Raw genomic sequence first — 25,594 nt, forward strand, 5'->3', positions numbered from 1 at the left:
TTTCCAGCCGTTCATCCAGGGGCTTTTTCCTGCGGCATGCTCCGACGCCTTGCCCTTTTGCCGAGACGTCACGGATGACCCACGCCGCTCACATTGCCTTTATCGAACATGAGCTCAATGGCTTCCATCAGAGCCTGGCGGAGTATCGCCAGCAGATGGGCGCCTGGTATGCGCGGGCGCTGGATGCGGTCAGCCATGCGGCGGACATGCCGTCGTTGCTGGGGATGGATCGGGTGCTGCGGGTGGGGGATTCGCAACGTTCCTTCAGCATTTCCGATGCGGATTTTTCCACCGTTGCGCGCTGCCAGGCGGGTGGCGAGCTGAAGATCGAGAGCAAGTTCGAGTCGGTGTACGACGTGCCGATCGGCGAAATCCCGGTTGAGGTGATTCGCCTGGAAGACGGCAGTTCTACGCGGGTCATGCTGGATGAACATGGCAAGGCTTCCCACACCTGCGTGGCCGGTGGGCGCTATCAGGTGCGGGTACAGGGCGGCGTTTCCGCACAGCAGGTAGACGCGTCGTTTGCCTCCTACGCCGGGTTGACGGCGGACTTGGAGCAATGGCTGCGCGAGCAATGGAACGGCTTCAAACCGTCCTGGCAGCAATCCACCGCCAGCGCGATTGGCAGCGGCGTGCTCGCGGGCAGTTGGGCGGCAATCAAGGAGGTCTGGGACAGCATCAAGCTGGTCCAGGCGATTCTTGCAGACCCCATGAAGTTCGGCGAGCAACTGGGTGCCGAGGCCGCCAAGTTGGCGCAGTTGGCCACCGATGCGCCGCAGGTCATGGAAAAGGCCATGTTGCTGGCCAGTGACGAGGCGGCGCTGTACCTGATGGTGCGCACGGCGATGCTATGGCTCGACGCACTGCCGCCCGGCGATATTGCCGAGGCGGCGGCGGGGCTTATGGTGTCGCTGCTGATCGACCTGGTGATTGGCGCGGTGTTGATGATCGCGCTGCCGGCGGCGGGTGTGGCGTATCTGAGCTTGCGGTTGGTCAAGTATGGCGCGCGGATACTGAATGCCGCGGTTGGCTTTGTGCGTGGCCTGCTCGGGATTCTGACCAAGTTCATGCAGGCGGTGGATCGCTACAAGGCCGTGGCGGTTCGCGGCGTCGTCGGTGGGCTGAAGCAAGGCACGATGCAGATGCGCTGGCGGGCGCGGCAGAACGCGGTGTTGAAGCAGAAAGAGCATATGGATGATGTGCCGGCCTCTGCGAAGAACCCTCGTGGAGACGCGGCGGCGCCTGCGGATAAAACAGCCACCCATGGCTGCCCGGTGTCGATGGTTACCGGGGAAGAATTGCTCACCCTCACTGATGGCGCGCTGGACGGGATATTGCCGTTTGAGTGGACGCGGTTGTATCGCACCAGTGCGGTGGAAGTGGATTGTGGGTTGGGGTTTGGCTGGAGTCATGCGCTGGCGCAGCGGTTGGTGGTGACGGGTGATGTGGTGGTTTGGACGGATCATGAAAATCGATCGACTGCCCTGCCCTTGCCTACCGCCGCTCGACCGGCGATCACCAACAGCTTGGCCGAAGCGGCAATCTATTTGGGGGCTCTGCCCGATGAGTTGGTGCTGGCGCAGGCGTCGCGTTTCTACCATTTCCGCGACGGTGTGCTGACGGCGATCAGCGATGCGTATGACAACCGGCTGCGGGTTATTCGTGATCGTTTGGGGCGGATTGAGCGGCTGGATAACGGCGCGGGTCGGTCGCTGTTTTTGCGCTATGAACTCGGTCGCATTGTGGCGGTTGACTATCAGGTTCATCGCGCCAAAAGCCGTGAGCCCTACGTCTGGGTAACGGAGCAGAACGTCGTTTCCTACGCCTATGACGACGCTGGGCGACTGGCTTCGGCAACCAATGCCGTAGGTGAAAGCGAGGTTTATCGGTACGACGATCAGCACGTCATTCTTGAGCGGCAGTTGGCCGGTGGGGCGAGTTTCTTTTGGGCGTGGGAACGGTCTGGCAAGGCCGCGCGCTGTGTTCGGCACTGGGCCAGTTTTTCGCAGATGGACACGCGGTATGTGTGGGAGGACGGCGGCAGGGTCACGGTTCACAACGCTGATGGCAGTCAGGAAGTGTATGTCCACGATCAGCGCGCGCGGCTGGTGCAGCGGATTGATCCGGACGGTGCGGAGCATTTCAAATCCTACGATGACAAGGGCCGGCTGACGGTTGAGCAGGATCCGCTGGGGGCGGTGACGGCGTATCAGTACGACGACGCGGGACGCTTGGTGGCGTTGTTTCCGGGAGAAGATGAGCCGACATCCTACGAGCATGACAACGGGTTCGTACGGGTTGTACGGCGGGGTGATGCGGTTTGGAAATACGAGCGCAATGACCAAGGCGACGTTACGCGTCAGACAGATCCTGACGGCCACGTTACGGACTACACCTACAACAAGCACGGGCAGTTGATTGGGGTTTGGTATCCGGATAACGGTTGTCATCGGCTGGTTTGGAATGAGCGTGGGCAGCTTGTCGAAGAGCAACTGCCGAATGGCGGGGTTAAGCGTTATCGCTATGACGACTTAGGGCGGCAAGTTGCGCGTGAGGATGAGCATGGCGCGCTGACGCAGTATCAGTGGGACGGTGTGGGTCGGTTGGTTCGTGTCGTACTTCCAGGCGGTGCCACGCGGGAATTCAGCTACAACCCGTACGGAAAAATCACCTCTGAACGTAATGAACTGGGCCACGTCACCCGCTACGAATACGCCGACGGCCTGCACCTGATCAGCCGTCGCATAAATGCTGATGGCACCCAGGTCAACTACCGCTACGACAACGTGCGGTTATTGCTGACCGAGATCGAAAACGAAGTCGGCGAAACCTACCGACTTGATTACCACCCCAACGGACTGATCCAGCAAGAAATCGGCTTTGACGGCCAGCGTACAGCCTACGCCTACGACCTCAACGGCAACCTGCTGGAAAAGACCGAACACGGCGACGATGGCAGTCAGCTCGTTACCCGCTATCAGCGAGCCCCGTCCGGGCGGCTCGTACGAAAAACCCTTCCCGATGGCAACGTTGTTGACTATGCCTACGACCGCCAAGGCAACCTCCTCAGCGTCGACGACGGCCACTGGGCGTTAGCCTACGAATACGACAGCCAAAACCGCCTCATCGCCGACCACCAAGGCTGGGGCACCCTGCGCTACGGCTACGATGCCTGCGGCCAACTGAAAAACCTGCGCCTGCCGGACAACAACCGTCTCACCTTCAACCACGACAAAGGCGGCCACCTCGCCACCGTCGAGCTGAACGGCAAAACCCTCACCTCACACCTGTTCAACACCGGCCGCGAAAGCCAACGCCAACAAGGCCAACTGCTCAGCCACTACCACTACGACGACCAAAACCGCCTCCACGCCCACGCGGTGACGCAAGAGGAACACAAGCTCTACCGCCGTCACTACGACTACGACAAATCCGGCAACCTCACCCGCCTGCTCGATACCCGCAAAGGTGAACACCACTACCACTACGATCCCCTCGCCCGCCTGACCCGCGCGGACCATTCGCAAGACGTGCAAGAGCGCTTCGGCCACGACCCGGCCAGCAACCTGCTGATGCAAGACCGACCCGGTCCGGACATCGTGGCGGGGAATCGGTTGGTGATTCAGGGCGATCATCATTATGACTATGACGCGTTCGGCAATCTGATCCGCCAAAGACGCGGTAAGGGTCATCAACTCGTTACCAAGTACCGCTACGACTGCCAGCATCGGTTGATCGGCATCACCCAGCCCAACGGGCAAATCGCTAGTTATCGCTATGACCCGTTTGGTCGGCGGATCAGTAAAACCGTCGATGGGATAACCACTGAGTTTTTCTGGCAAGGCGACAAGCTGGTTGCGGAACATCACGCGGATCGGCATCGCAGTTATATCTACGAGCCGGACAGTTTCCGCCCGCTGGTCCTGCTGGAGGGCTTTGGTCCAAAAAATACCCAGCCGTTCCACTACCAACTCGACCACCTCGGCACCCCGCAAGAACTCACCGCCCCCGACGGCGAAATCGTCTGGTCCGCGCACTACCGTGCCTATGGCCAGATCAGCCGCCTCGACATAAACAAAGTCGACAACCCGCTGCGCTTCCAAGGCCAATACTTCGACGAGGAAAGCGGCCTGCACTACAACCGCCATCGCTACTACAATCCAGATATTGGTCGTTACCTGACACCCGACCCGGTGAAGCTGGCCGGTGGGATCAACACATACCAGTACGTGCCCAACCCTACGGGGTGGGTGGACCCTCAGGGCTTGCATAGCTGCCCGGGTGAGAACGGTTGCAAGCCCCAAACAGGTGCGGACGATACAGCCCAAATTAACCGGGTAGATGAAGGGCTCCCCCCCGCTCCTCTTATCCATGGAGTTGATGCAGAAACGTTGAGTCGGACACACAGCATTGAAGGGAAGCGTTCAACCAAAAAGGTTGAGGAGATTTCTGGCAATATGCGAAGCAATGGATACGATATTAACCAACCCATTGAAGTGCTTGAGCATAACGAACGGCGCTACATTATAGACGGCCACCATCGAGCTGCAGCCGCCAGACGAACACATACGATGGTCACCATAAAACTGATTGAAAATATAGAAAACCACGAAAGCGTGTTTAATAACACCAAGGAAGTGGTGGATGCGTCAAATACAGCTGGGCTGGATAGGTTAAATAGGCCAAGACGATGAAAGCTCATACGCTTGAAAATTTGATCGCAGAGTATTTAGAGCACGTAAAGAAGGCAACTGATTTGCTTGAGTGCTCATTCGGCACTAAAAATATTCTCCGACTGTGGCGAACCAACAAAATCCCGCGGTGCGGGAAGGTTAATGGTGATGTAACCTACGAACTGCACGGAATTGGTTGCTGTGTTTACCTATCCGAAATATGTATCGACTTTGATTATGGCCCTGACGGAAGAGTCGACGGCTTCGACGCATGGCGGCTGTACATGTACGCATGTGAGTTACCATGCAAATACAAAAAATACACCAACAAAGAATCTTTGGAACGCGAATTCAACGAGTACCTAAAAAAGGGAAAAGCCAAGAAAATCGAAGGTTCCACATCTAATTTATACTTTATACAGCCTTGAAAGGTGTTGAAAGACTACCTCTAAATAGATCATTCGATCTTTACCTGTGGCGAGCGAGCTTGCTCGCGCTGCGCAGAAACCCAATAAGGGCAACGCGCTTTGAAAGCCAAAACCGCGCCGCCAGTTTCGAGGCTGCTGCGCAGCCGAACCCAGGGCAAGCCTGCTAATCACAATAAACCTACTCACTAGATACCAAGATTCAACCTCAAAAAATGAGTGAACCCGGCGCCCCAATCAACTCGTCACCGAATATCGCTACGACTGTCAGCACCGGCTAATTAGCATCACCCAACCCAACGGGCAAACAGCCAGCTACCGCTATGACCCATTTGGTCGGCGCATCAGTAAAACCGTCGACGACATAACGACGGAGTTTTTCTGGCAAGGCGACAAGCTGGTTGCGGAGCATCACGCGGATCGGCATCGCAGTTACCTCTACGAACCGGACAGATTTCGTCCGTTAGCACTGCTGGATGGCTTTGGTCCAAAAGACATTCAGCCGTTCCACTACCAACTCGACCACTTGGGCACGCCACAGCCCCCGTCAACCGCTCCAGGATTGGTATTGCACAATGAGTTACCTAGAAGCAGAGATCGACGAAAGCTTAGAAAACCTGGGTATTCAGAGTAGAAAACTTGCCCCCGAAGACCTAGATATATTAATCGCATCTCTTGGCAACGTGTTTTTCTGCGAGAGTGCCAACCCTCTTGATCCAATTCAATCACGGGTTAACCGCACGGAGTACAACCCTGATTTCTGGCAAGAGGTATCAAAACACATTGAAAGTGATCAGTTGATTTTCGTTGTGTTCGACACGTCCTATAGAGCATGGGAAATCGCCTCTCCCCAACACCTCGAGCGTATTTTATCTGATACCACTGGATACCCATTCTGGGTGACGGACATGAGCTTTAGATTTTTGATCTATATGGACGACCATAATTGCGTTAGCTGGGCTTATCCCTGAAAAAAAACTTCCCTCACGCGGCCATCAACAAACCCGACAACGAGCAAAACGGCTAATGAAAACACGTATCCAACCGCACCAACCTCCACCCGCCCAGTTTTTTAAACACCTCACCAGCACCGAATCGCTGTTCGCTCAGGCAAACATCAGCACTCCTATCGCGCGGCCCGCCAGCGCAGGGTTCATATGAGAACCGGCGAGAAATAAAACCGCCCGTATCCCCCTCCGTATGCCTAAAAGACTTCTGAAGGACGACAAATGATTACTCTACTGAAAAAGTCATCAGACCCTATAACAAACCACTATAAAAAAGGAAAAGTAATAGCACTCAACAAGCATGCAAATGATGATGTGATATTGCTCATTGAGGGAACAGCTGTAAACTGTTTGTCAGCTACTGCCCCTACACTATCGAAATTGGAGAAACCTACGACATAGAACTCACCCTAAACCTTTCCGACGACTACGAGATTGAACGGGTTGAACCGAGGAAAATACTGATTGAAAAGGCGAATTATGGTTATTGCTACTTCCTCTACGGAGAGCTACTCAATGAGACTTTTCTTACTTTCACTTCTCTGAGCGATGAAGATATACACTACGAACACCCCGAATGTAACGAGCACTTTATTAAATTAAAAGTTCAAAGAATTGACGCTAGCTTTCGCTGAGCCTGACAGTAAGATCAGCCCCCATCGCCTTTTTGTATTCATAAAAAAGCGTCCAGCGCAAAGCTCTAGATTTTGAAGCATATCCACGCCGAGGCTTGGAGCAAGCGGTCGATGACTCTCTCGAATAGTTTGAAAACAGCATAATCGGTCAGCGCCGGCCAACGTCGGTGCATGCCGGAGTCACCGGCGGTGAAAAGGACTCGGGTAGGCGATCAGCGCGCGCCGGTTACTGCAACGCATTGGAATCCAGCCAGAAGGCCACACTGGGTATCACCGATTGGCTGGAATGGTTCCTGAAAACCTTGCTGCTCAGCCTGGAGCAGGCGATGGCGCGAATTGACTGAGTTCTGGCCAAGACCCGGTTTTGGCAGCAGCACCGCGACCTCTCGTTATCTGTCGAACAGATCAAGGTACTCACCGGCCTGCCCGACGGCGGTGAAAAAGGCTTCGAACACGGCATCAACGCCGCGCAGTACCAGGCAGAGGCGAAGGTGTCCAAGGCGACCACAACTCGGCATCTTACTGATCTGCTGGAAAAAACTGCCTGGTCCGTTTCCCTGGCGGAGGCCGTAGTACCCGCTATCAAATCAAAGGCTGAAGCGACTGAGGCCACCCGCTCATTTGCCCACAATCCCCATGTCTGCTAGTGTCGCGCCGGTTTACCGTCTACCGGAATAGCCGCCATGGCCCGCAAAAAAGTTGCACTCGATTTCGAACAATCCCTCGCCGACCTGCAAACTCTGGTCGAGCGTCTGGAGAACGGCGAGTTGTCGCTGGAAGACTCGTTGACGGCGTTCGAGCAAGGCATCGGCCTGACGCGCGACTGCCAGAGCGCGTTGGCGCAGGCTGAGCAGAAAGTGCAAGTGCTGCTGGAACGGGACGGGGAGTTGGCCGAAGAACCTTTCGATGCGGAACAGCCGGAATGATCGACGCGTATCAGGCCAGTAGCCAAGCCCGGGTCAACGCGGCGCTCGAGCCCTTGTTTGTTGCGCCAAGCCCGGAAATGAAGCGTCTCTACGAAGCCATGCGCTACAGCGTGATGAATGGCGGCAAGCGTGTGCGCCCGTTGCTGGCGTATGCGGCGTGTGAAGCGCTGGGCGCGCCGGCCGAGCAGGCCAATGGTGCGGCGTGTGCGGTGGAGCTGATTCACGCCTATTCCCTGGTGCATGACGATTTGCCGGCGATGGACGACGACGATTTGCGTCGCGGCCAGCCGACTACTCATAAAGCCTTTGATGAAGCCTACGCCATTTTGGCCGGCGATGGCCTGCAGAGCCTGGCGTTCAGCGCCCTGCTGGACCCACGTTTAAATAGCGTGAACGCAGAAAACAGCCTGCGCATGGTGACCGCCCTCGCCCTGGCCGCAGGCCCGGCCGGTATGGTCGGCGGGCAAGCGATCGACATGGGTTCGGTCAGCCTCAAGCTGGATCAACAGGCCCTGGAACATATGCATCGCCACAAGACCGGCGCGCTGATCGAAGCCGCCGTGCACCTGGGTGCGTTGGCCAGTGGCCGTGCCGAAGCTGCGCAATTGGCCGCCCTGCAGACCTATTCCCGGGCTGTCGGCCTGGCGTTTCAGGTGCAGGACGACATTCTCGACGTCGAAAGTGACACCGCGACCCTGGGCAAACGCCAAGGCGCGGATGCCGCACGCGATAAACCGACCTATCCGGCCCTGCTTGGCCTTGAAGCGGCCAAGGCGTATGCCCTGGAACTGCGCGACCAAGCCCTGGATGCCCTGCGACCTTTCGACGCAGCGGCCGAGCCTCTGCGCGACCTGGCGCGGTATATCGTCGAACGCCGCCACTGATAATGGCGGCCATTGCAGCCGCATATCGGCCAAGTTCGGCGCTCTGCGTGGGCAGTTTGCACCGCTTGAGGTAAACTGCCGCCTCTTCTATACCTATAACGATTCGCCTGATGCCCACGACGTTTCAAGAGATTCCCCGCAAACGCCCGTCCACGCCACTGCTCGACCGTGCTGCCACGCCGGACGGCCTGCGTCGACTGGGTGAAGCCGAGCTGGAAACCCTGGCCGATGAGTTGCGCCTGGAATTGCTCTACACGGTCGGTCAGACCGGTGGGCATTTTGGTGCCGGCCTGGGTGTCATCGAGCTGACCATCGCCCTGCATTACGTGTTCGATACCCCGGATGACCGGTTGGTGTGGGACGTGGGCCACCAGGCGTATCCGCATAAAATCCTTACCGGCCGTCGCGAGCGCATGGGCACCCTGCGCCAGAAGGACGGCCTGGCCGCCTTCCCGCGTCGCGCCGAAAGCGAGTACGACACCTTTGGCGTCGGCCACTCCAGCACCTCTATCAGCGCAGCGCTGGGCATGGCGATTGCCGCCCGCCTGCAAGGCAGTGATCGCAAGGCGATCGCAGTGATTGGTGATGGCGCGTTGACCGCCGGCATGGCTTTCGAAGCCCTGAACCACGCGCCAGAAGTGAACGCCAACATGTTGGTGATCCTCAACGACAACGACATGTCGATTTCGCGCAATGTCGGTGGCCTGTCGAATTACCTGGCAAAAATTCTTTCCAGCCGCACCTATGCCAGCATGCGCGAAGGCAGCAAAAAGGTGCTCTCGCGTCTGCCCGGCGCGTGGGAAATTGCCCGCCGCACCGAAGAATACGCCAAGGGCATGCTGGTACCCGGCACCCTGTTCGAAGAACTGGGCTGGAACTATATCGGCCCGATCGACGGCCATGACCTGCCAACCCTGATCGCCACGCTGCGCAACATGCGTGACCTCAAGGGCCCGCAGTTCCTGCACATCGTCACCAAAAAAGGCAAAGGCTTCGCCCCGGCCGAAGTTGACCCGATCGGCTATCACGCGATCACCAAACTCGAACCGCTCAACGCCCCCGCCGCCGCGCCGAAAAAGGCCAGCGGGCCGAAGTATTCCGGTGTGTTTGGCGAATGGCTGTGCGACATGGCTGCCGCCGACTCGCGCCTGGTGGGTATTACCCCGGCGATGAAGGAAGGCTCCGACCTGGTGGCGTTCAGCGAGCGTTTCCCGCTGCGCTATTTCGACGTGGCGATTGCCGAGCAGCACGCGGTGACGTTCGCGGCCGGCATGGCCTGTGAAGGCGCCAAGCCGGTGGTCGCGATCTACTCCACCTTCCTGCAGCGCGGTTATGACCAACTGGTTCACGACGTGGCGGTGCAGAACCTCGACGTGCTGTTTGCCATCGACCGCGCCGGCCTGGTTGGCGAAGACGGCCCGACCCACGCCGGCAGTTTCGATTTGTCCTACTTGCGCTGCATCCCCGGCATGCTGGTGATGACGCCGAGCGATGAGAACGAACTGCGCAAGATGCTCAGCACTGGCCACCTGTACAACGGCCCGGCGGCCGTGCGTTACCCGCGTGGTAACGGCCCGAACGCTGTGATCGAGAAAGACCTGGAGCCGATCGAGATCGGTAAAGGGATCGTGCGACGCCAGGGCAGCAAAACCGCGTTCCTGGTGTTCGGCGTGCAATTGGCCGAAGCGCTGAAAGTCGCTGAGAAGATCGACGCCACCGTGGTCGACATGCGGTTCGTCAAACCGCTGGACGAAGCCCTCGTACGCGACGTCGCTGGCAGCCATGAGCTGCTGGTGACCGTCGAAGAAAACGCCATCATGGGCGGTGCCGGTGCGGCGGTCAGCGAGTTCCTGGCGCGGGAGAACATCCTCAAGTCGGTGCTGCACCTGGGCTTGCCGGATGTGTACGTCGAACACGCCAAGCCGGCGCAGATGCTGGCAGAGTGTGGGCTGGACGAGGCGGGTATCGAAGCGTCGGTGCGCGCGCGCATGGCGCTGCTCGGCCTGTAGAAACCGGCTCAAAAATGTGGGAGCTGGCTTGCCTGCGATAGCATCACCTCGGTCTTACTGACAAACCGAGGTGCCTGCATCGCAGGCAAGCCAGCTCCCACATTGGTTTTGTATTGCTGATAAATGCTATGGACAGCCCATGAACCGCCTTCGCTTTGCCCTGCCCTTGCTGCTGCTCCCCGCCACTGACCTGCTGGCCGACAGCTTCGAGCGCGACGACGCACTGAAACTTCCCGACGTGGTGATCAGCGCCAACCGCCAGGTCCAGGCGCGCAACGACAGCAGCGCCGCCAATACCGTATTCACCCGCGACGACATCGACCGTCTGCAGCCCACCAGCGTGACGGACCTGCTCAGCCGCGTACCCGGCGTACAAGTGGCACCCACCGGCGGCCGTGGCAGTTTGCCGGGCATCTATATTCGTGGCACCAAATCCGCGCAAAGCCTGGTGCTGGTCGACGGCCAGCGCATCGCCAATACCACCTCTGGCGACAGCGGGCTGCAATACCTGAACATCGACCAGATTGAACGTGTGGAAGTACTGCGCGGCTCGCGCTCGGTGATCTACGGCAGTGATGCGATTGGCGGCGTGATCCAGATATTCACTCGGCGTAATGCCGAGCAAGGCCTGCAGCCACGCTTGAAACTGGGGTTTGGCAGCCACCAGACCTGGGAGCGCAGCATCGGTCTTTCCGGCGGCGATGAGCACACGCGCTTCAACCTTGGGGCGAGCCTGGATGACACGGCGGGGATCAACGCCACGCATGAGTCGTTTCCAAGCGATAGCGACCATGATGCCTACCGCAATCAGTCCATCAGCCTCAACCTCAGTCATGCGTTCAGCGATGAACTGGAGGTTGGTTTCAATCTGTTGGATAACCGAGGCAAGTCAGCGTACGACAACAGCTTTGGCCGCTACGACGCCGCTTCCGGGCAAACGGTCGGGCAGAAACCCTACACCGATTACACCGTGAGCAGCGCCAGCGGTTATGTCGACGCCCAACTCAATGAGCGCTGGCAATCGCGCCTGGAAGTGGGCCACAGCGAGAATCTCGACACCAAGCGCGATAAGCTCAGTGATGATTTCAGCGTGTTCAACACCTACCGCGACTCGATCAACTGGCAGAACGACCTGACGCTCAACGCCCAGAACAGCCTGATTCTGGGCGGCGACTGGTACGAAGACCGCTTCCACGGCAGCACTACTTTTACCGAAAACAGCCGCTGGAACCGCGCCGCCTTTGTGCAGCATCGCTTCCATGGCGAGTGGTTCTCCACAGAACTGGGCCTACGCCGCGACCAGAACCAGCAATTTGGTGGGCAAAACAGCTGGAGCGGTACCCTCACCGTGCCGATCAACCCTGACAATGACGTGCTGCTCAGCTACAGCGAAGGCTTCCGCGCGCCGACTTTCAACGACCTCTATTACCCTGACACGAAGTACAGCAACCCCAACTTGCAGCCCGAAACGTCAAAGAGCTACGAGCTGCAATGGCGCAGCCAACTGAGTGACAGCACGCGCCTGGAAGCCTCGCTGTATCGCACCCAGTTAAGCAACGCGATCATCCTCGACAGCACCAGCAAGCCGCAAAACGTGGCGTCGGCGCGTGTCGATGGGTTTGAAGCGGCGCTCAAGCAGGAGCTGTTTGGTTGGCAGAGTAACCTGGGCGCCGCCTTCATCAACCCGCGCGACCGTGACACGGGCCACACCCTGGCCCGTCGTGCACGCCGCACGTTGAACCTGGACCTGGATCGACAATTTGACAAGTTGGGACTGGGGACCAGTTGGCAGGTCATCAGCAGCAGCTACGACGACGAAAAAAACCGCAACCGCCTGGGTGGATACGCACTGCTGGGGTTGCGCAGCAGTTGGGCGGTGAGCCGTGAAATCCAAATTTCACTAAAGGTCGACAACCTGCTGGACCGCCAATACGCCCGCGCCCGCTACAGCTATAACGCGTCGGACTTTTCCAACAATCAGGACTACCGCGAAGCGGGACAGACCTGGATGCTCGGGCTGACCTGGACCCCGACGCTGTAACCAACGCCCCGGCGCCTCGACCTATCGATTGACCTTTCAGGCAATGGCTCGCTGCCGGAACGAGCATTGCAGTGGCAGGGTCATGTGCGCCGCACCCCTTGGCGCCTCAACGACGCTCGCGCATGGGCTCATTCGTACTCAGATACCCGGCCTTGATGGCCTCGGCGCAGTCTATAAACCCATAGGCGTTAACACGGCCGGCCTCGGTAAAGCCGACGTAGAAGTCCTTTTTTTTGCCTTGGTTTTCCAGTTCAAAATCAAAACACTGTGAGCTGCCACTACGAATCGGGGTGATGCGCTTGGGCTGCTGGATAGCGAGAATGTCCTGCTTGGAGGTCCTTTCGCCTCGGCCAGCCTTCTCTACCAGCGGATCAGCCCAGAAATTCATCAACGTTGAGACACCTTCCAGCGTCGTGCAGCCGGTCAGCAAAAGGGCAGTAGAAACACCGATGATCAAACGACGCATGGCCACCTCCTGTAGTGGAATATCGCCATGCGGCACGCATCGCGGGCCATAGAGTAATCCGCTGCTGGCCGAGCCACTCAACGGAAGAATCTTATTAATCGGTAGGACAACACGCCTCTCGCACGCTAGCGTTGCGGGGCAATCAACGCGCAGAGCTTGGCCACCGCCTCGACCATCTGGCCGCTGGGCCGCTCCAGGCCTTTGTCCGGCACCAACAGCAAGCGTCCCTGCGCCACGGCGGCGATCTGCGGCCAGGCTTTCCAGGCCTCCAACTGCGGCTGATCCCCGGCCAGAATCACTTCGGGATTGCGCTGCAACACGGACTCGATGCTCACCTGCGGCGCAGGCAGCTTCAAATCAGCGAACACATTGCGTGCGCCGCACACGCTCAGCGCATCGCTGATGATCTGCCCGCCGCCTACGGTGTACAGCGGCTGGTTCCATACCTGGTAAAACACCCGCAGCGGCTCGGCGCGCTGATAGCGCTGGCGCAGTTCGGCCAGGCGCTGACGTAACTGCGCGGCTAAGTGTCGACCGGCGTCTTCGCGCCCCACTTGTTGAGCAATGGCTTGGACCTGGGCCGCCAACTGTTCAAGGCTATGAGGTTCAGCGACGTAGACGGGGATATTCAGGCGCTGTAACTGCTCGCGCTGGGCAGGGCCGACACTGCCGGGCCACAGCAGAATGAGGTCGGGCTTGAGGCTGAGCAGACGCTCCATGTTCAATTGGCCGTAATGCCCCACTGACGGCACGTTCGCCAATGCAGCTGGCCGCTCACCACCGTCGAGCACACCCACCAGCAGGTCGGTGGCGCCCAGTTCCACCACGATCTCAGAGAGTGAAGGCGCCAGACTGACCACGCGCTCGACCGCCATCGCCTGGGCACTCAATACCAGCAGCAGAAGCGTCAGCCAGCGACTTATCATCCCAACTGACGCGGGATGCGATAGAGGTAAAACAGCACCAACGTCGACAATGCCAGCAGAAACAGCGGCACCGCTTCCAGGCCGACAAACACCGCCAGCGCGCCGATCCAGGCTGGCAGGGCCGCCACCAGCAGCGCCGTACGCCGACGTGCCGCGAGGGTGATCCAAGCCGCCGGTTCTTCGGGCGTATCAAGGGCTTTGGCGGTGGCGATCAGTGCGTGTTTATAGCCGTGAAAATAACGCAGGCTCAGAAACATCGAGGCCACGCCGGCGATAAACAGCGGCATGGCCAAGACGGGAAGCAGGGATTGGGCCTGGCCGAACACCAGGTTGATCACAAATAGCGGCAGCAATGCCAGGGCCAGGTACTGCCACCAGTTAAAAGACAGTCGCCGTTTCACCTGGCCACGGGTCACGCGCGGTCGACCTCGCCCTGATGCTCGTTGCCCATCATGTGGTCGAGCTTGCTGGCTTTGGTGGCCAGGTAGAGCTTGTTGTGCGGGTTTTGCCCGGTGTGCAGCGGCACGCGCTCGGCCACGGTGATGCCCATCTCGGTCAAGGCTTTGACCTTGCGCGGGTTGTTGGTCATCAGGCGCAGGGATTTCACGCCCAGGTGCTGCAGCATTGGCAGGCAGATCGCATAGTCACGCTGGTCGGCGGCAAAGCCCAGGCGCTCGTTGGCCTCGACGGTATCGGCGCCGCCGTCTTGCAGCTCGTAGGCGCGGATCTTGTTCATCAGGCCGATGCCACGGCCTTCCTGGCGCAGGTACAGCAGCACGCCACGGCCTTCGCGGGCGATGGCGCGCATGGCGGCTTCCAGTTGCGAACCGCAGTCACAGCGTTGGCTGAACAATGCATCGCCGGTCAGGCACTCGGAGTGCACGCGGCCAAGCACCGGCGCGCCGTCGGCGATGTCACCCAGGCTGAGCACTACGTGCTCGCGGCCGGTGGCCTCTTCAAGAAAGCCGTTCATGGTGAACGTGGCAAAAGGGGTAGGCAGCTTGGAAGCAGCGACGAAAACGACGGGCACCGTATGCTCCTGATTTCAGATTTCACAGAGGGCGCCATTGTAACAGCACGTTCCTACAGACGCTTAAGCTGAATTATCGCTGATAAAGATCAATAGGTTCGATTGGCCTTCGTCCCGGTTCTATGCAGGTCAGAACGGATAAGGCTGTTTCCAGTGTTCGAAAATCGGCTTCAGTTCGCCACTCTTGACCAAAGCCGCCATGCGCTGGTCATACACCGCCATCAAGGCCCGGCCGCGCTCAGTGTCGGCAAAGCCTATGTAAAGCGGCAGCTCGGCGATAGGCGTGAGCCTGAACTGCGAAGGATCGTGCGCCTGGCCCAGCACGTACCTGGCTTCGGTGAGGGAGTCGATGTAGAAGTCGGCGCGGGCGTGCTGCAGCATCGGCAGGATGCCATCTCGGCGTTCGATATGGTTGAAGTGGTGAAGGTTGGGCAAGTACTCCTCGTACTTGTAGCCGCGTACCCAGGCCAGGCGGTAATTGCCCAGCGTGGCAAGGCTTGGCGTCGGCGTCGTTGCCAGCCCGAGGGCGTAGATGTGGTCTGAATCGAAATGCCAGTACGGGTACAACACGCCGCTGGCTTCATCGCGATAGGAACCGACCCAGCCATCCACCTCGCCGCGCTGGGCCAGGCCGACCGAGCGGGTATAGGGCTCGCTGCGGGTTTGCAGCGTGATGCCGGCGGGTTCGAAGACTTGGCGCAATACGTCCCAGGCCAGACCGCTGCCATCTTTGTTGGTGTAGTCGTTCCATTCCTCACTGGCCAGCGTGATTTTGCCAGGCACCGGGGCTTGATCCGCTTGCACCAGCAATGCAACGGCGCACAGCATACCCAGCAACCCTAGGCGCACATCCATGGTGGCAGCTTCCTACACGGTGAGAACCGTATAGAGGGTAGCGTAGGTGGCCGCCTTACGGCGTCTCGCGAAAATGCTGATAGCCGCGCACGGCCGGGGTGATGTCTTGCCCAGTGGCGTCGAGCAAGGTGACGCCATGCCCCGCCTCGACCCGACCGATCACGTGGATCGGCCAACCAGCAGCCTGCAACGGCGCCAGCTCGGCCGGCGGCAAGGTGAACGCCAATACGTAGTCGTCGCCACCGCTCAGGGCCGCCACGCGCGCCTGGTCATCACCCAGAAACGCCAGCAAGGCCGCGGACAACGGCAAGTGCTGACGCTCAATCACCAGGCTGACAGCCGACGCCTTGGCGATATGCCCGCAATCAGCCAACAGCCCGTCGGAGATATCCATGGCCGATGTAGCCTTTGCCCGCAGCGCCAGGCCTAACGCCAGTTGCGGTTGTGGCGACCAGTAGTGCGCCAGCAGCGGCTCGGCGATAGCAGCGTCGGCCGTGCGTTGGCCCAGCACCAGCGGCAAGGCACCTGCAGCATTGCCCAGCTCACCGCCTACACACAGCAAATCGCCCGGTTGCGCACCGCTGCGCGTCAACGCCTGCCCGGCCGGCACACGGCCAAACACGGTCAGGGTCAGGCTCAGCGGCCCGCGCGTGGTATCGCCGCCCACCAGGCCCACGCCGCAGCTTTGCGCCATGGCGTTCAAACCCTGGGCATAGCGTTGCAGCCAATCGGCATCGACCGTCGGCGTTGTCAGGGCAAGGGTAAAGGCAAGGGGATGGGCGCCCATGGCGGCCAAGTCGCTCACTGCCACGGCCAGCGAGCGCTGGCCGAGCAGGAACGGGTCACACGGGTCGGCAAAATGCACGCCGGCCACCAAGGTATCGGTGGAGATTGCCAACTGCTCCCCGGCGGGGAGCGCCAGCAAGGCGCAGTCGTCGCCGATCCCAAGAGCAATGCCTTCGCCGCCCTGCGCACAGGGCGCGGCGGCGAAGTAGTTGCGGATCAGCTCGAACTCACCCATTGGGAAGGTAAGCGCGACTTAGCGCTTGTGTTCCTTCACTTCGGCTTCACGCAGGCGCGGGGCCAGCTTGTCGAGCACGCCGTTGACGAACTTGTGGCCGTCGGTCGAACCGTAGACTTTGGCCAGCTCGATCCCTTCGTTGATCACCACGCGGTACGGCACGTCAACGCGCTTGAGCAGTTCCCAGGTGGACAGGCGCATAACGCACAGTTCAACCGGGTCCAGCTCTTCGATCGTCAGGTCCAGGCAAGGCGCCAGCGCCGTGTCGATCTCGGTCAGGTTGGCATGCACACCGTGCAGGATGTCGTGGAAGTAGCTCTGGTCGGCAAACGTGAAGTCGTTGTCGACGCGGAACTGCGCTTCGATTTCGTTCAACGAAGCGCCGGCCATCAAACGCTGGTACAGCGCCTGGGTCGCGAGTTGACGCGCTTTACGGCGCTTCTCGCTTTTGGACGGCTTGCCGGCATCCGCAGGGCGCGGGTCTTGAGGGTTGAACTGATCGCTCTCGTCGGAAATCACTTGGCCTCCAACTGCGACAGCAGGCTGACCATTTCCAGCGCGGACAGGGCAGCTTCAGCGCCTTTGTTACCGGCCTTGGTGCCGGAACGCTCGATGGCTTGCTCGATGGAATCTACGGTCAGCACGCCGAAAGCGACGGGCACGCCGAACTCCATGGACACTTGGGCCAGGCCCTTGGTGCATTCGCCGGCCACGTATTCGAAGTGCGGAGTGCCGCCACGAATGACCGCGCCCAGGGCGATGATCGCCGCGTATTCACCCTGCTGAGCAACTTTTTGCGCAACCAGTGGAATTTCGAAGGCGCCAGGGGCACGGATGAGAGTGATGTCGCTCTCGCTCACACCGTGGCGAACCAGGGCGTCAACGGCACCGCTTACCAGGCTTTCAACCACGAAGCTGTTGAAGCGGCCAACCACCAGGGCATAGCGGCCTTTGGGGGCGATGAAGGTACCTTCGATGGTCTTCAGGGTCATTCGACAAATCTCTTAAAGAGCCGGGACGCGAAAAGTGCGTCCCTCAGTGATGATTTAACCGCGAACAAGGGGCAAAAATCGCCAGCCTTTATTCGGAGGGCACGTATTCTACAACTTCCAGATCGAAACCGGATATCGCATTAAATTTCATTGGCGCGCTCATCAGGCGCATTTTGCGTACGCCCAAGTCACGCAGGATCTGCGAACCGGCACCGACGATGCTGTAGGTGGTCGGTTTTTTCACCGGCACGTGGTCGGCGGTTTCGCGGATATGCGCCAGCAATACATCGCCGTCCAACGGGTGACCGAGCAACAGCACCACACCGCTGCCTGCCTCGGAGACCGCAGCCATGGCGGCGCGCAGGCTCCAGCGGCCCGGCTGCTTGACCATCAACAGGTCACGCAACGGGTCCATGTTGTGCACACGCACCAGGGTCGGTTCTTCAGCACAGATTTTGCCCAGGGTCAGGGCCATGTGCACGTCGCCCTCCACTGAATCACGGTAGGTCACCAAATTGAATTGGCCCAGTTCGCTGTCCAGCGGCTGCTCGGCAATCCGCTGAACGGTACGTTCGTGGATCATGCGGTAATGAATCAGGTCGGCAATGGTGCCGATCTTGATGCCGTGTTCGGCGGCAAACGCTTCAAGTTCAGTGCGACGGGCCATGGTGCCGTCGTCGTTCATCACTTCGCAGATCACCCCGCTCGGCTCGAAACCGGCCATGCGCGCCAGGTCGCAGGCGGCTTCGGTGTGGCCGGCACGCGCGAGGGTGCCGCCCGGCTGGGCCATCAGCGGGAAGATATGGCCGGGGCTGACGATGTCTTCGGCCTTGGCGTCTTTGGCGGCGGCGGCTTGCACGGTGCGCGCGCGGTCGGCCGCAGAAATACCGGTGGTCACGCCGGTGGTCGCTTCAATCGATACGGTGAACTTGGTGCCGAAACCCGACCCATTGCGCGGCGCCATCAAGGGCAGCTTGAGCAGCTCGCAGCGTTCGCGGCTCATGGGCATGCAGATCAGCCCGCGAGCGTGCTTGGCCATGAAGTTGATGTGCTCAGCCTTGCAGGCCTCGGCGGCCATGATGATGTCGCCTTCGTTCTCGCGGTCTTCGTCATCCATCAGGATGACCATCTTGCCTTGGCGGATGTCTTCAACCAGTTCTTCGATGCTATTGAGCGCCACGTGGCACCCCCTTGGTCAGGATTTAAGGTAGCCGTTAGCGGCTAAAAAACTTTCAGTGATGTTCCCGGCAGTAGGCTCTGCGGCCTTATCGCCCAACAGCAGGCGCTCCAGGTAACGGGCAAGCAAGTCGACTTCCAGATTCACCCGGCGACCTGGCTGGTACGAGGCCATGATGGTTTCGCTCAGGGTGTGGGGAATGATGGTCAGTTCGAATTCGGCGCCATTGACGGCGTTCACGGTCAGGCTGGTGCCATCGACGGTGATCGAGCCTTTGTGGGCAATGTACTTGGCCAGCTCTTTGGGTGCGCGGATGCGAAATTCCACGGCCCGTGCGTTTTCGCTGCGGGACACCACTTCGCCGACGCCATCAACATGGCCGCTGACCAGGTGGCCGCCCAGGCGCGTGGTCGGGGTCAGGGCTTTTTCCAGGTTGACCGGACTGCCGGCCTTGAGGTCGTTCATCGCGGTGCAGTCCAGGGTTTCCCGGCTGACATCGGCAGCAAAGCCGTTGCCAGGCAGCTCGATGACGGTCAGGCACACGCCGCTGACGGCGATGCTGTCGCCCAGCTTGACGTCGCCCAGGTCCAGCTTGCCGGTTTCAACCAGCAGGCGTACGTCGCCGCCTTTGGGAGTCATTGCACGGATGCTGCCGATGGATTCGATAATGCCGGTGAACATTTCGTTCTCCTGAAAACGAGGGGCTGTCGCTCAAGCGCGGGCCGGGAATTATACGCTCGCTGCTGGCATAGGGATGGCAGTGACTCGCCAGTCGTCGCCTACAGCGCGCATGTCAGTGATCTTGAGTTGGGGGGCGTCGGCCAGTTTCTCAAGCGGCCAGTCCAGCAGAGGCCGGGCGGCGGAGCCAAGGAACTTGCCGGCGACGAATATCACGTACTCGTCCACCAGCCCTTGCTGGGCAAACGCACCGGCTAGGCTCGGGCCGGCTTCCACCAGCACTTCGTTGACGCCACGGGCGGCCAGGGCCACCAGGGCCGAGCGCAGGTCGACCTGACCATCAACGCCCGGCACCACCAGGCATTCGGGGCCACGGGGGAATTGGTTTTCCGCCGTCACGCAGGTGATGACCAACGCCGGGCCGGCCTTGAAGAACGGCGCGTTGAGCGGCACCCGCAGGCGCCCGTCGATCAGCACGCGCAAGGGCGGGCGGGACATGGCAAGTGCGGTGGTTTCATCGTCCAGGCCCAACTCGGCGGCGCGTACAGTCAGACGCGCGCCATCGGCCAGCACCGTGTCGGCGCCGGTCAGCACCACACTGGCCTCGGCACGCAGGCGCTGTACGGCGGCGCGGGCGGCCGGGCCGGTGATCCATTGGCTTTCGCCACTGGCCATCGCGGTACGGCCGTCCAGGCTCATCGCCAGCTTGACCCGCACAAACGGCAGACCGTGCTCCATGCGCTTGAGAAAGCCCGGGTTCAGCGCGCGCGCTTCGCTTTCCAGCACGCCGCTGCGGGTTTGGATACCGGCTTGCGCCAAGCGCTGCATGCCACGCCCGGCCACTTCCGGGTTCGGGTCCTGCATCCCGGCCACCACGCGCGCAACACCGGCCGTTACCAGTGCATCGGCACACGGCGGCGTGCGCCCGTGGTGGCTGCACGGCTCCAGCGTGACATACACCGTGGCGCCACGCGCCTTGGCACCGGCGGCGCGCAGGGCATTCGGCTCGGCATGCGGTTCGCCGGTGCGCTCGTGCCAGCCTTCGCCGACAATCTGCCCGTCACGCACAATCACGCAGCCCACACGCGGGTTGGGGTGGGTGGTGTACACGCCCTTGCGCGCCAATTCGAGGGCGCGGGCCATGTAATGGGCGTCGAGGACAGCTTGTTCGGCAGACGGAGGGTTCATTTTTTGGCAGGCTCACGGGCCAGGCGGTCGATTTCTTCGCGGAACTCATTGAGGTCCTGGAAGCGTCGATACACCGAGGCGAAACGGATATAGGCGACTTCGTCGAGCTTTTGCAGCTCGCCCATCACCAGCTCTCCAACCACCAGGCTCTTGACCTCGCGCTCGCCGGTCGCACGCAGCTTGTGCTTGATGTGCACCAGCGCCGCCTCCAGCCGCTCGACACTCACCGGGCGTTTTTCCAGCGCGCGCTGCATACCGGCGCGCAATTTGTCTTCGTCAAAAGGCTGGCGACTGCCGTCGGACTTGATCAGACGTGGCAATACCAGTTCGGCGGTTTCGAAGGTGGTGAAACGTTCACCGCAGCCAGAGGCCAGGCATTCGCGCCGGCGACGTACTTGATCGCCCTCGGCGACCAGACGCGAGTCAATGACCTTGGTGTCGTTGGCACCGCAGAAGGGACAGTGCATGGTGGCAGGCAACAAAAAAAGGGAGGGCCATGGTAGCGCATCCCTGTGGCAAGACAAGCCATAGCCTTTACGGTATATAGGCAGGCTTATATGTTTCTTTATTTTAAAGCCACGGATTTTGCCCTTTCTGGAGCCGTACATGCAGTTACGACCACTTGTTTTACTCACCCTGTTCAGTTTTCTGGTCGCCTGCAGCAGCGAAGCCCCCAAGCCTTCGGTGCCTCAACCGACGCCCGCCCAAGAGAAAAAAGTGCCCGGCATTGAAGACCTCGGCCCGCTGCCGGCTTACCAGCGCGAAATCAACGGCACCCTCAACGGCGTGCCGGCCAACGCCGAAGTCGAACTGGCCCTGCTGGTGATTGACGAGCGCAACCGCCCGCAACAACTGCTCGCCAGCAGCGTATTGACCGGTAACGGCAAGCCCCTGGCCTTCCGCCTGCGCTTTAACCCGGAAGCGTTCCCGGCCGGTGCGCGGGTTGAATTGCGCGGTCGCGCCAGCCAGTCCGGCCAGTTGATCCTGCACCTGCCCGCCGTGCGTATCACCCAGGCGATTACCCAGGCCACGGGCCCGCTGCAGCTCGTCCCGGCGCCATGACACCACCGCTGGACCTGCAACGCGCCCTGAGCGCGCTGATCGGCGACGCGCAACTGGTGCCCTGCCCGCTGCCGGGCACCGAGCTGTCGTTGTGGCTGCTGGACGCGGACAATATGGACCGCGCCTTCAGCCAGGAAGAAACCCGGCGCATCCTGCATGAACCGCCCTACTGGAGTTTCTGCTGGGCCAGCGGCCTGGCGCTGGCGCGTTACCTGGCGGCGAACCCCGAGTGGGTCGCCGGCAAGCGCGTGCTGGATTTTGGCGCAGGCTCTGGCGTGGCCGCAATTGCCGCCGTCAAGGCGGGTGCGCTGGAAGTGGTCGCGTGTGATTTAGACCCGCTGGCGTTGGCATCCTGCAGGGCGAATGCCGAACTCAACGGCGTGGAACTGCGTTATTCAGCCGACTTTTTCGCCGAAGCCGATCGCTTTGACCTGATCCTGGTGGCCGACGTGCTTTACGACCGCGCCAACCTGCCGCTGCTTGATCAATTCCTGACGCGCGGCCGTGAAGCACTGGTAGCAGACTCGCGCGTGCGCGACTTCCAGCACCCGGCTTATCAGCGCCTGGAAGTCCTTGATGCGCTGACCCTGCCAGACCTGGCCGAGCCTTGGGAGTTTCGCAAGGTGAGCCTGTACCATTCGCGGCGCGCTTGAGGCCATCGCGGGCAAGCCCGCGCCCACAAGGGAATGCGATCAAGTGTGGAAGCGGGCTTGCCCGCGATAGCGATCTGGACTCCATCACCTTATAGTTGCCCCATTCCCGCTTTATTCGAGACGCCCCATGAGTGAGCCCACGCCGTACATCTTCGACGTCACCACCGCCAACTTCGACCAGGCAGTGATCCAGAACTCCTTCGAGAAACCCGTGCTGGTGGATTTCTGGGCGGAGTGGTGCGCGCCGTGCAAGGCGCTGATGCCAATGTTGGCGAAAATTGCCGAGAGTTATCAGGGTGAGTTGCTGCTGGCCAAGGTCGATTGCGAGGCTGAGCAGGATATCGTCGCGCGCTTTGGCATTCAGAGCCTGCCCACCGTGGTGCTGTTCAAGGACGGCCAACCGGTGGACGGGTTTGCCGGCGCGCAGCCGGAGTCGGCGGTGCGCGCAATGCTGGAGCCGCACGTGCAGATGCCACCACCGGCGGCGGCTGATCCGCTGGAGCAGGCCCAGGCGCTGTTTGCCGAAGGCCGCATCAGCGATGCCGAAGCCGTGCTGGTGACGCTGCTGGGTGAAGACAACACCAACGCCGGCGCGCTGATCCTGTACGCGCGCTGCCTGGCCGAGCGCGGTGAACTGAGCGAAGCCCAGGCCGTGCTCGACGCCGTGAAAAGCGACGACCACAAGGCCGCCCTCGCCGGCGCCAAGGCGCAAATCACGTTCCTGCGCCAGGCCGCCGAGCTGCCGGACGCCGCCGACTTGAAAAGCCGCCTGGCGCAAAACCCGCAGGATGATGAGGCGGCCTATCAGCTGGCGATTCAGCAGCTGGCACGCCAGCAATACGACGCGGCGCTGGAAGGCCTGCTCAAGCTGTTTATCCGCAACCGCAGCTACAGCGAAGGCTTGCCGCACAAGACTTTGCTGCAGGTGTTTGAACTGCTCGGCAATGACCACCCGCTGGTCACCGCGTACCGCCGCAAATTGTTTGCTGCGCTGTACTAATCGCCGATCCAGCTGTACAGCGGCGTGTCCCCGCCGCTGGTCACTTTCACGCGGGCGCTATGGCGCAAACGCACCAGCAGGCGCTTGCCTGATGCGGCGTCACCGGCCAAGCCTTCCAGCTGATCGAGCAATTCCAGCCCGTTGAGTTGCCCGGCCTTGCGCAACAGGTCCTGGGCGTTCTGCCACAGATCATCAGTGTGTTTGACCGGCGCGGCAGCGGGCGCGCTCGGCGTGGGCGCGGCCTGCAACTGGGCGCCCAATCGCGCCCAATCGCCGTCGTCCAGCTCCAGGGTCAAGTCCACCGGCATGTCGCCGACAGTTCCACGAATTCGCAACATCGTCCTTACTCCTGCACTTTTCTGACGGGCATGCTCCCACGCGGCTTGCGCAACGCCAAGCGGGCGGTCAAACTCTGGCGCTATTGTTATAAGATCACATAACAAAACTTTCATGTTCTGGAGCCTTCTCATGCGCCGTCTGCTGCTTGCTTTGCCGTTTGCCCTGCTGCCACTGGCAGTTGCCCATGCTCACGATGATCACGAACATGAGCACGGCAGCCTCGGCGCCCACGAGCATGGCGTTGGGCGTCTCAATGCGGTACTCGACGGTCAGGCACTTGAGCTGGAATTTGACAGCCCGGCCATGAACCTCGTGGGTTTTGAACACCAGGCCAGCACGCCCGCCGACAAAGCCAAGGTTGCCGCAGCCCGCAAGTCACTGGAGAACCCACTGGCCCTGTTCAATGTGCCCAAGGCCGCCGGTTGCGTGATCAGCACCCAGGAACTCAACAGCCCGCTGTTCGGCGACAAGCCGGAAGCCGACCATGACGACGACGACGACGACGACGACGATGACCATGCCACCGACGGCAAAGGCGCAGCCGCCCACGAACATCATCATGACCACAGCGAAATCCACGCCCACTACCAATTCACCTGCGCCACGCCGACGGCCTTGAGCAACCTCGACCTGACCCAGGTGTTCAAGACCTTCCCCGCCACTCAGAAGATTCAGGTACAACTGATCGGCCCAAGCGGCCAGCAAGGTGTGGAAGCCACGGCGCAGGCAGCTACCCTGACATTCTGATTTGAAAACCCAATCACTGTGGGAGCTGGCTTGCCTGCGATGCAGACGACTCGGTCAGTCAGATGCACCGCGTTGATGCCATCGCAGGCAAGCCAGCTCCCACATTGGATCGGCGCCACGCTCCACAACCAGGCGATATTGATTTCACATGACCCAAGCACTGATCGAACTGTCTGACCTGGGCTTCAACTGGCCCGGTCACCCACAGTTATTGGACATCCCCGCGTTTAGCCTGCAAGCAGGCGAAACCCTGTTTCTCAAAGGCCCGAGCGGCAGCGGCAAAACCACGTTGCTCGGCCTGCTTGGCGGCGTGCAGAAACCCAGCCGTGGCAGCATCCGCCTGCTCGGCCAGGAGCTGACCGAACTCTCGGCAGGCGCCCGCGACCGCTTTCGCGTGGACCACACCGGCTACATCTTCCAGCAGTTCAACCTGCTGCCGTTTCTGTCGGTGCGCGAGAACGTCGAGTTGCCTTGCCACTTTTCCAAGCTGCGCGCGCAACGCGCGGTTCAGCGCCACGGCAGCGTCGACCAAGCCGCCGCGACCTTGCTCGCGCATTTGGGCTTGAAGGACAAAGACCTGCTGGAACGCCGCGCCGACTCACTGTCCATCGGCCAACAACAACGCGTCGCCGCCGCCCGCGCGCTGATCGGCCAACCGGAACTGGTGATCGCCGACGAACCCACCTCGGCGCTGGACTACGACGCCCGCGAGGCTTTCATTCAATTGCTGTTCGCCGAATGCCGCGACGCTGGCGCCAGCCTGCTGTTTGTCAGCCATGACCAGAGCCTCGCGCCGCTGTTCGACCACCACCTGTCGCTGGCCGAACTCAATCGCGCCGCCACGCCCGCAGAGGTTTGAG

Annotated in this window: 25 protein-coding genes and 2 pseudogenes; 14 read left to right on the forward strand and 13 right to left on the reverse strand. The window is 60.5% G+C overall.

Annotation, left to right across the window (positions count from 1 at the left end; all coding sequences use genetic code 11):
- The first annotated feature begins 74 nt into the window (after positions 1–74).
- The 9 genes and pseudogenes from AACW30_RS28210 to AACW30_RS28245 all read left to right on the forward strand — a co-directional run bounded on the left by AACW30_RS28210 (position 75) and on the right by AACW30_RS28245 (position 12,600).
- Positions 75–4,694, forward strand: a complete 4,620-nt coding sequence (locus AACW30_RS28210) for an RHS repeat-associated core domain-containing protein (RefSeq protein ID WP_234452540.1) — start codon at positions 75–77, stop codon at positions 4,692–4,694.
- Positions 4,691–5,101, forward strand: a complete 411-nt coding sequence (locus AACW30_RS31665) for a DUF6896 domain-containing protein (protein WP_106580255.1) — start codon at positions 4,691–4,693, stop codon at positions 5,099–5,101. Before AACW30_RS28210 ends, AACW30_RS31665 begins: the two co-directional genes overlap by 4 nt.
- 235 nt (positions 5,102–5,336) lie before the next feature.
- Positions 5,337–5,669: pseudogene (locus AACW30_RS28215) on the forward strand (RHS repeat domain-containing protein); the annotation flags it as partial.
- Between the two features lie 4 nt (positions 5,670–5,673).
- Entirely contained in the window at positions 5,674–6,069 is a 396-nt protein-coding gene (locus AACW30_RS28220; RefSeq protein ID WP_200623950.1) for a hypothetical protein, read from the forward strand.
- An 889-nt stretch (positions 6,070–6,958) separates the two neighbouring features.
- A pseudogene (locus AACW30_RS28225) lies at positions 6,959–7,338 on the forward strand (DUF4172 domain-containing protein); the annotation flags it as partial.
- Positions 7,339–7,423: 85 nt separating this feature from the next.
- Positions 7,424–7,666 carry an exodeoxyribonuclease VII small subunit gene (locus AACW30_RS28230; protein WP_003176346.1) on the forward strand — a complete coding sequence of 81 codons (243 nt, stop codon included), beginning with the start codon at positions 7,424–7,426 and terminating at the stop codon, positions 7,664–7,666.
- Complete coding sequence (gene ispA / locus AACW30_RS28235) at positions 7,663–8,550, forward strand: (2E,6E)-farnesyl diphosphate synthase (protein WP_106580251.1); 888 nt, start codon at positions 7,663–7,665, stop codon at positions 8,548–8,550. Before AACW30_RS28230 ends, ispA begins: the two co-directional genes overlap by 4 nt.
- A 110-nt stretch (positions 8,551–8,660) precedes the next feature.
- On the forward strand, positions 8,661–10,559 hold the full coding sequence (gene dxs, locus AACW30_RS28240) for a 1-deoxy-D-xylulose-5-phosphate synthase (protein WP_200623951.1): 1,899 nt from the start codon (positions 8,661–8,663) through the stop codon (positions 10,557–10,559).
- Between the two features lie 139 nt (positions 10,560–10,698).
- A complete protein-coding gene (locus AACW30_RS28245; protein ID WP_200623952.1) occupies positions 10,699–12,600 on the forward strand; it encodes a TonB-dependent receptor domain-containing protein in 1,902 nt (633 codons plus the stop codon).
- 106 nt (positions 12,601–12,706) lie between these two features.
- On the opposite strand, the gene AACW30_RS28250 is transcribed toward AACW30_RS28245, so the two are convergent.
- From AACW30_RS28250 to nrdR, 12 genes are all read right to left on the reverse strand, one after another.
- The gene (locus AACW30_RS28250; RefSeq protein WP_106580248.1) at positions 12,707–13,066 is read right to left on the reverse strand and encodes a transcriptional regulator; all 360 of its coding nucleotides are present in this window, start codon (positions 13,064–13,066) and stop codon (positions 12,707–12,709) included.
- Between the two features lie 125 nt (positions 13,067–13,191).
- Positions 13,192–13,992: a cobalamin-binding protein gene (locus AACW30_RS28255; RefSeq protein WP_200623953.1), complete on the reverse strand. Its 801-nt coding sequence runs from the start codon at positions 13,990–13,992 to the stop codon at positions 13,192–13,194.
- A complete protein-coding gene (locus AACW30_RS28260; protein WP_106580246.1) occupies positions 13,989–14,408 on the reverse strand; it encodes a nuclear FMR1 interacting 1 family protein in 420 nt (139 codons plus the stop codon). The genes AACW30_RS28255 and AACW30_RS28260 overlap by 4 nt, the downstream gene beginning before the upstream one ends.
- Positions 14,405–15,022, reverse strand: coding sequence for a GTP cyclohydrolase II (gene ribA / locus AACW30_RS28265; protein WP_106580245.1), 618 nt, complete (start codon positions 15,020–15,022; stop codon positions 14,405–14,407). Before ribA ends, AACW30_RS28260 begins: the two co-directional genes overlap by 4 nt.
- 129 nt (positions 15,023–15,151) lie before the next feature.
- Positions 15,152–15,877 carry a substrate-binding periplasmic protein gene (locus AACW30_RS28270; RefSeq protein ID WP_200623954.1) on the reverse strand — a complete coding sequence of 242 codons (726 nt, stop codon included), beginning with the start codon at positions 15,875–15,877 and terminating at the stop codon, positions 15,152–15,154.
- 55 nt (positions 15,878–15,932) lie between these two features.
- Positions 15,933–16,898 (reverse strand): thiamine-phosphate kinase, encoded by a 966-nt coding sequence (gene thiL / locus AACW30_RS28275; protein ID WP_200623955.1) that lies wholly within the window; start codon positions 16,896–16,898, stop codon positions 15,933–15,935.
- Positions 16,899–16,916: 18 nt separating this feature from the next.
- Entirely contained in the window at positions 16,917–17,417 is a 501-nt protein-coding gene (gene nusB, locus AACW30_RS28280) for a transcription antitermination factor NusB (RefSeq protein ID WP_017135996.1), read from the reverse strand.
- Positions 17,414–17,890, reverse strand: coding sequence for a 6,7-dimethyl-8-ribityllumazine synthase (gene ribH / locus AACW30_RS28285; protein WP_003194576.1), 477 nt, complete (start codon positions 17,888–17,890; stop codon positions 17,414–17,416). The genes nusB and ribH overlap by 4 nt, the downstream gene beginning before the upstream one ends.
- 88 nt (positions 17,891–17,978) lie before the next feature.
- A complete protein-coding gene (gene ribBA / locus AACW30_RS28290) occupies positions 17,979–19,070 on the reverse strand; it encodes a bifunctional 3,4-dihydroxy-2-butanone-4-phosphate synthase/GTP cyclohydrolase II (protein ID WP_119741401.1) in 1,092 nt (363 codons plus the stop codon).
- 15 nt (positions 19,071–19,085) lie between these two features.
- A complete protein-coding gene (locus AACW30_RS28295) occupies positions 19,086–19,748 on the reverse strand; it encodes a riboflavin synthase (protein ID WP_119741399.1) in 663 nt (220 codons plus the stop codon).
- Positions 19,749–19,796: 48 nt separating this feature from the next.
- A complete protein-coding gene (gene ribD, locus AACW30_RS28300) occupies positions 19,797–20,933 on the reverse strand; it encodes a bifunctional diaminohydroxyphosphoribosylaminopyrimidine deaminase/5-amino-6-(5-phosphoribosylamino)uracil reductase RibD (protein ID WP_106580240.1) in 1,137 nt (378 codons plus the stop codon).
- Complete coding sequence (nrdR, locus tag AACW30_RS28305; RefSeq protein WP_164487963.1) at positions 20,930–21,400, reverse strand: transcriptional regulator NrdR; 471 nt, start codon at positions 21,398–21,400, stop codon at positions 20,930–20,932. Before nrdR ends, ribD begins: the two co-directional genes overlap by 4 nt.
- Positions 21,401–21,539: 139 nt before the next feature.
- On the opposite strand from nrdR, the gene AACW30_RS28310 reads away from it, so the two are divergent.
- The 3 genes from AACW30_RS28310 to trxA all read left to right on the forward strand — a co-directional run bounded on the left by AACW30_RS28310 (position 21,540) and on the right by trxA (position 23,648).
- The gene (locus AACW30_RS28310) at positions 21,540–21,995 is read left to right on the forward strand and encodes a YbaY family lipoprotein (protein ID WP_106580239.1); all 456 of its coding nucleotides are present in this window, start codon (positions 21,540–21,542) and stop codon (positions 21,993–21,995) included.
- Positions 21,992–22,648, forward strand: coding sequence for a class I SAM-dependent methyltransferase (locus tag AACW30_RS28315; RefSeq protein WP_200623956.1), 657 nt, complete (start codon positions 21,992–21,994; stop codon positions 22,646–22,648). The genes AACW30_RS28310 and AACW30_RS28315 overlap by 4 nt, the downstream gene beginning before the upstream one ends.
- Before the next feature lie 127 nt (positions 22,649–22,775).
- The gene (gene trxA, locus AACW30_RS28320; protein WP_169367699.1) at positions 22,776–23,648 is read left to right on the forward strand and encodes a thioredoxin; all 873 of its coding nucleotides are present in this window, start codon (positions 22,776–22,778) and stop codon (positions 23,646–23,648) included.
- On the opposite strand, the gene AACW30_RS28325 is transcribed toward trxA, so the two are convergent.
- Complete coding sequence (locus AACW30_RS28325; protein WP_200623957.1) at positions 23,645–23,986, reverse strand: hypothetical protein; 342 nt, start codon at positions 23,984–23,986, stop codon at positions 23,645–23,647. The two genes, trxA and AACW30_RS28325, sit on opposite strands and share 4 nt — an antisense overlap.
- 130 nt (positions 23,987–24,116) lie before the next feature.
- Between AACW30_RS28325 and AACW30_RS28330 the strand changes: the two genes are divergently transcribed.
- Positions 24,117–24,734 (forward strand): DUF2796 domain-containing protein, encoded by a 618-nt coding sequence (locus AACW30_RS28330; RefSeq protein ID WP_200623958.1) that lies wholly within the window; start codon positions 24,117–24,119, stop codon positions 24,732–24,734.
- Positions 24,735–24,882: 148 nt separating this feature from the next.
- Positions 24,883–25,593, forward strand: a complete 711-nt coding sequence (locus AACW30_RS28335; protein ID WP_200623959.1) for an ABC transporter ATP-binding protein — start codon at positions 24,883–24,885, stop codon at positions 25,591–25,593.
- Position 25,594: the final 1 nt, after the last annotated feature.

Origin of the sequence: Pseudomonas sp. MF6747 (assembly GCF_963890955.1) — a bacterium.
GTDB lineage: Bacteria > Pseudomonadota > Gammaproteobacteria > Pseudomonadales > Pseudomonadaceae > Aquipseudomonas.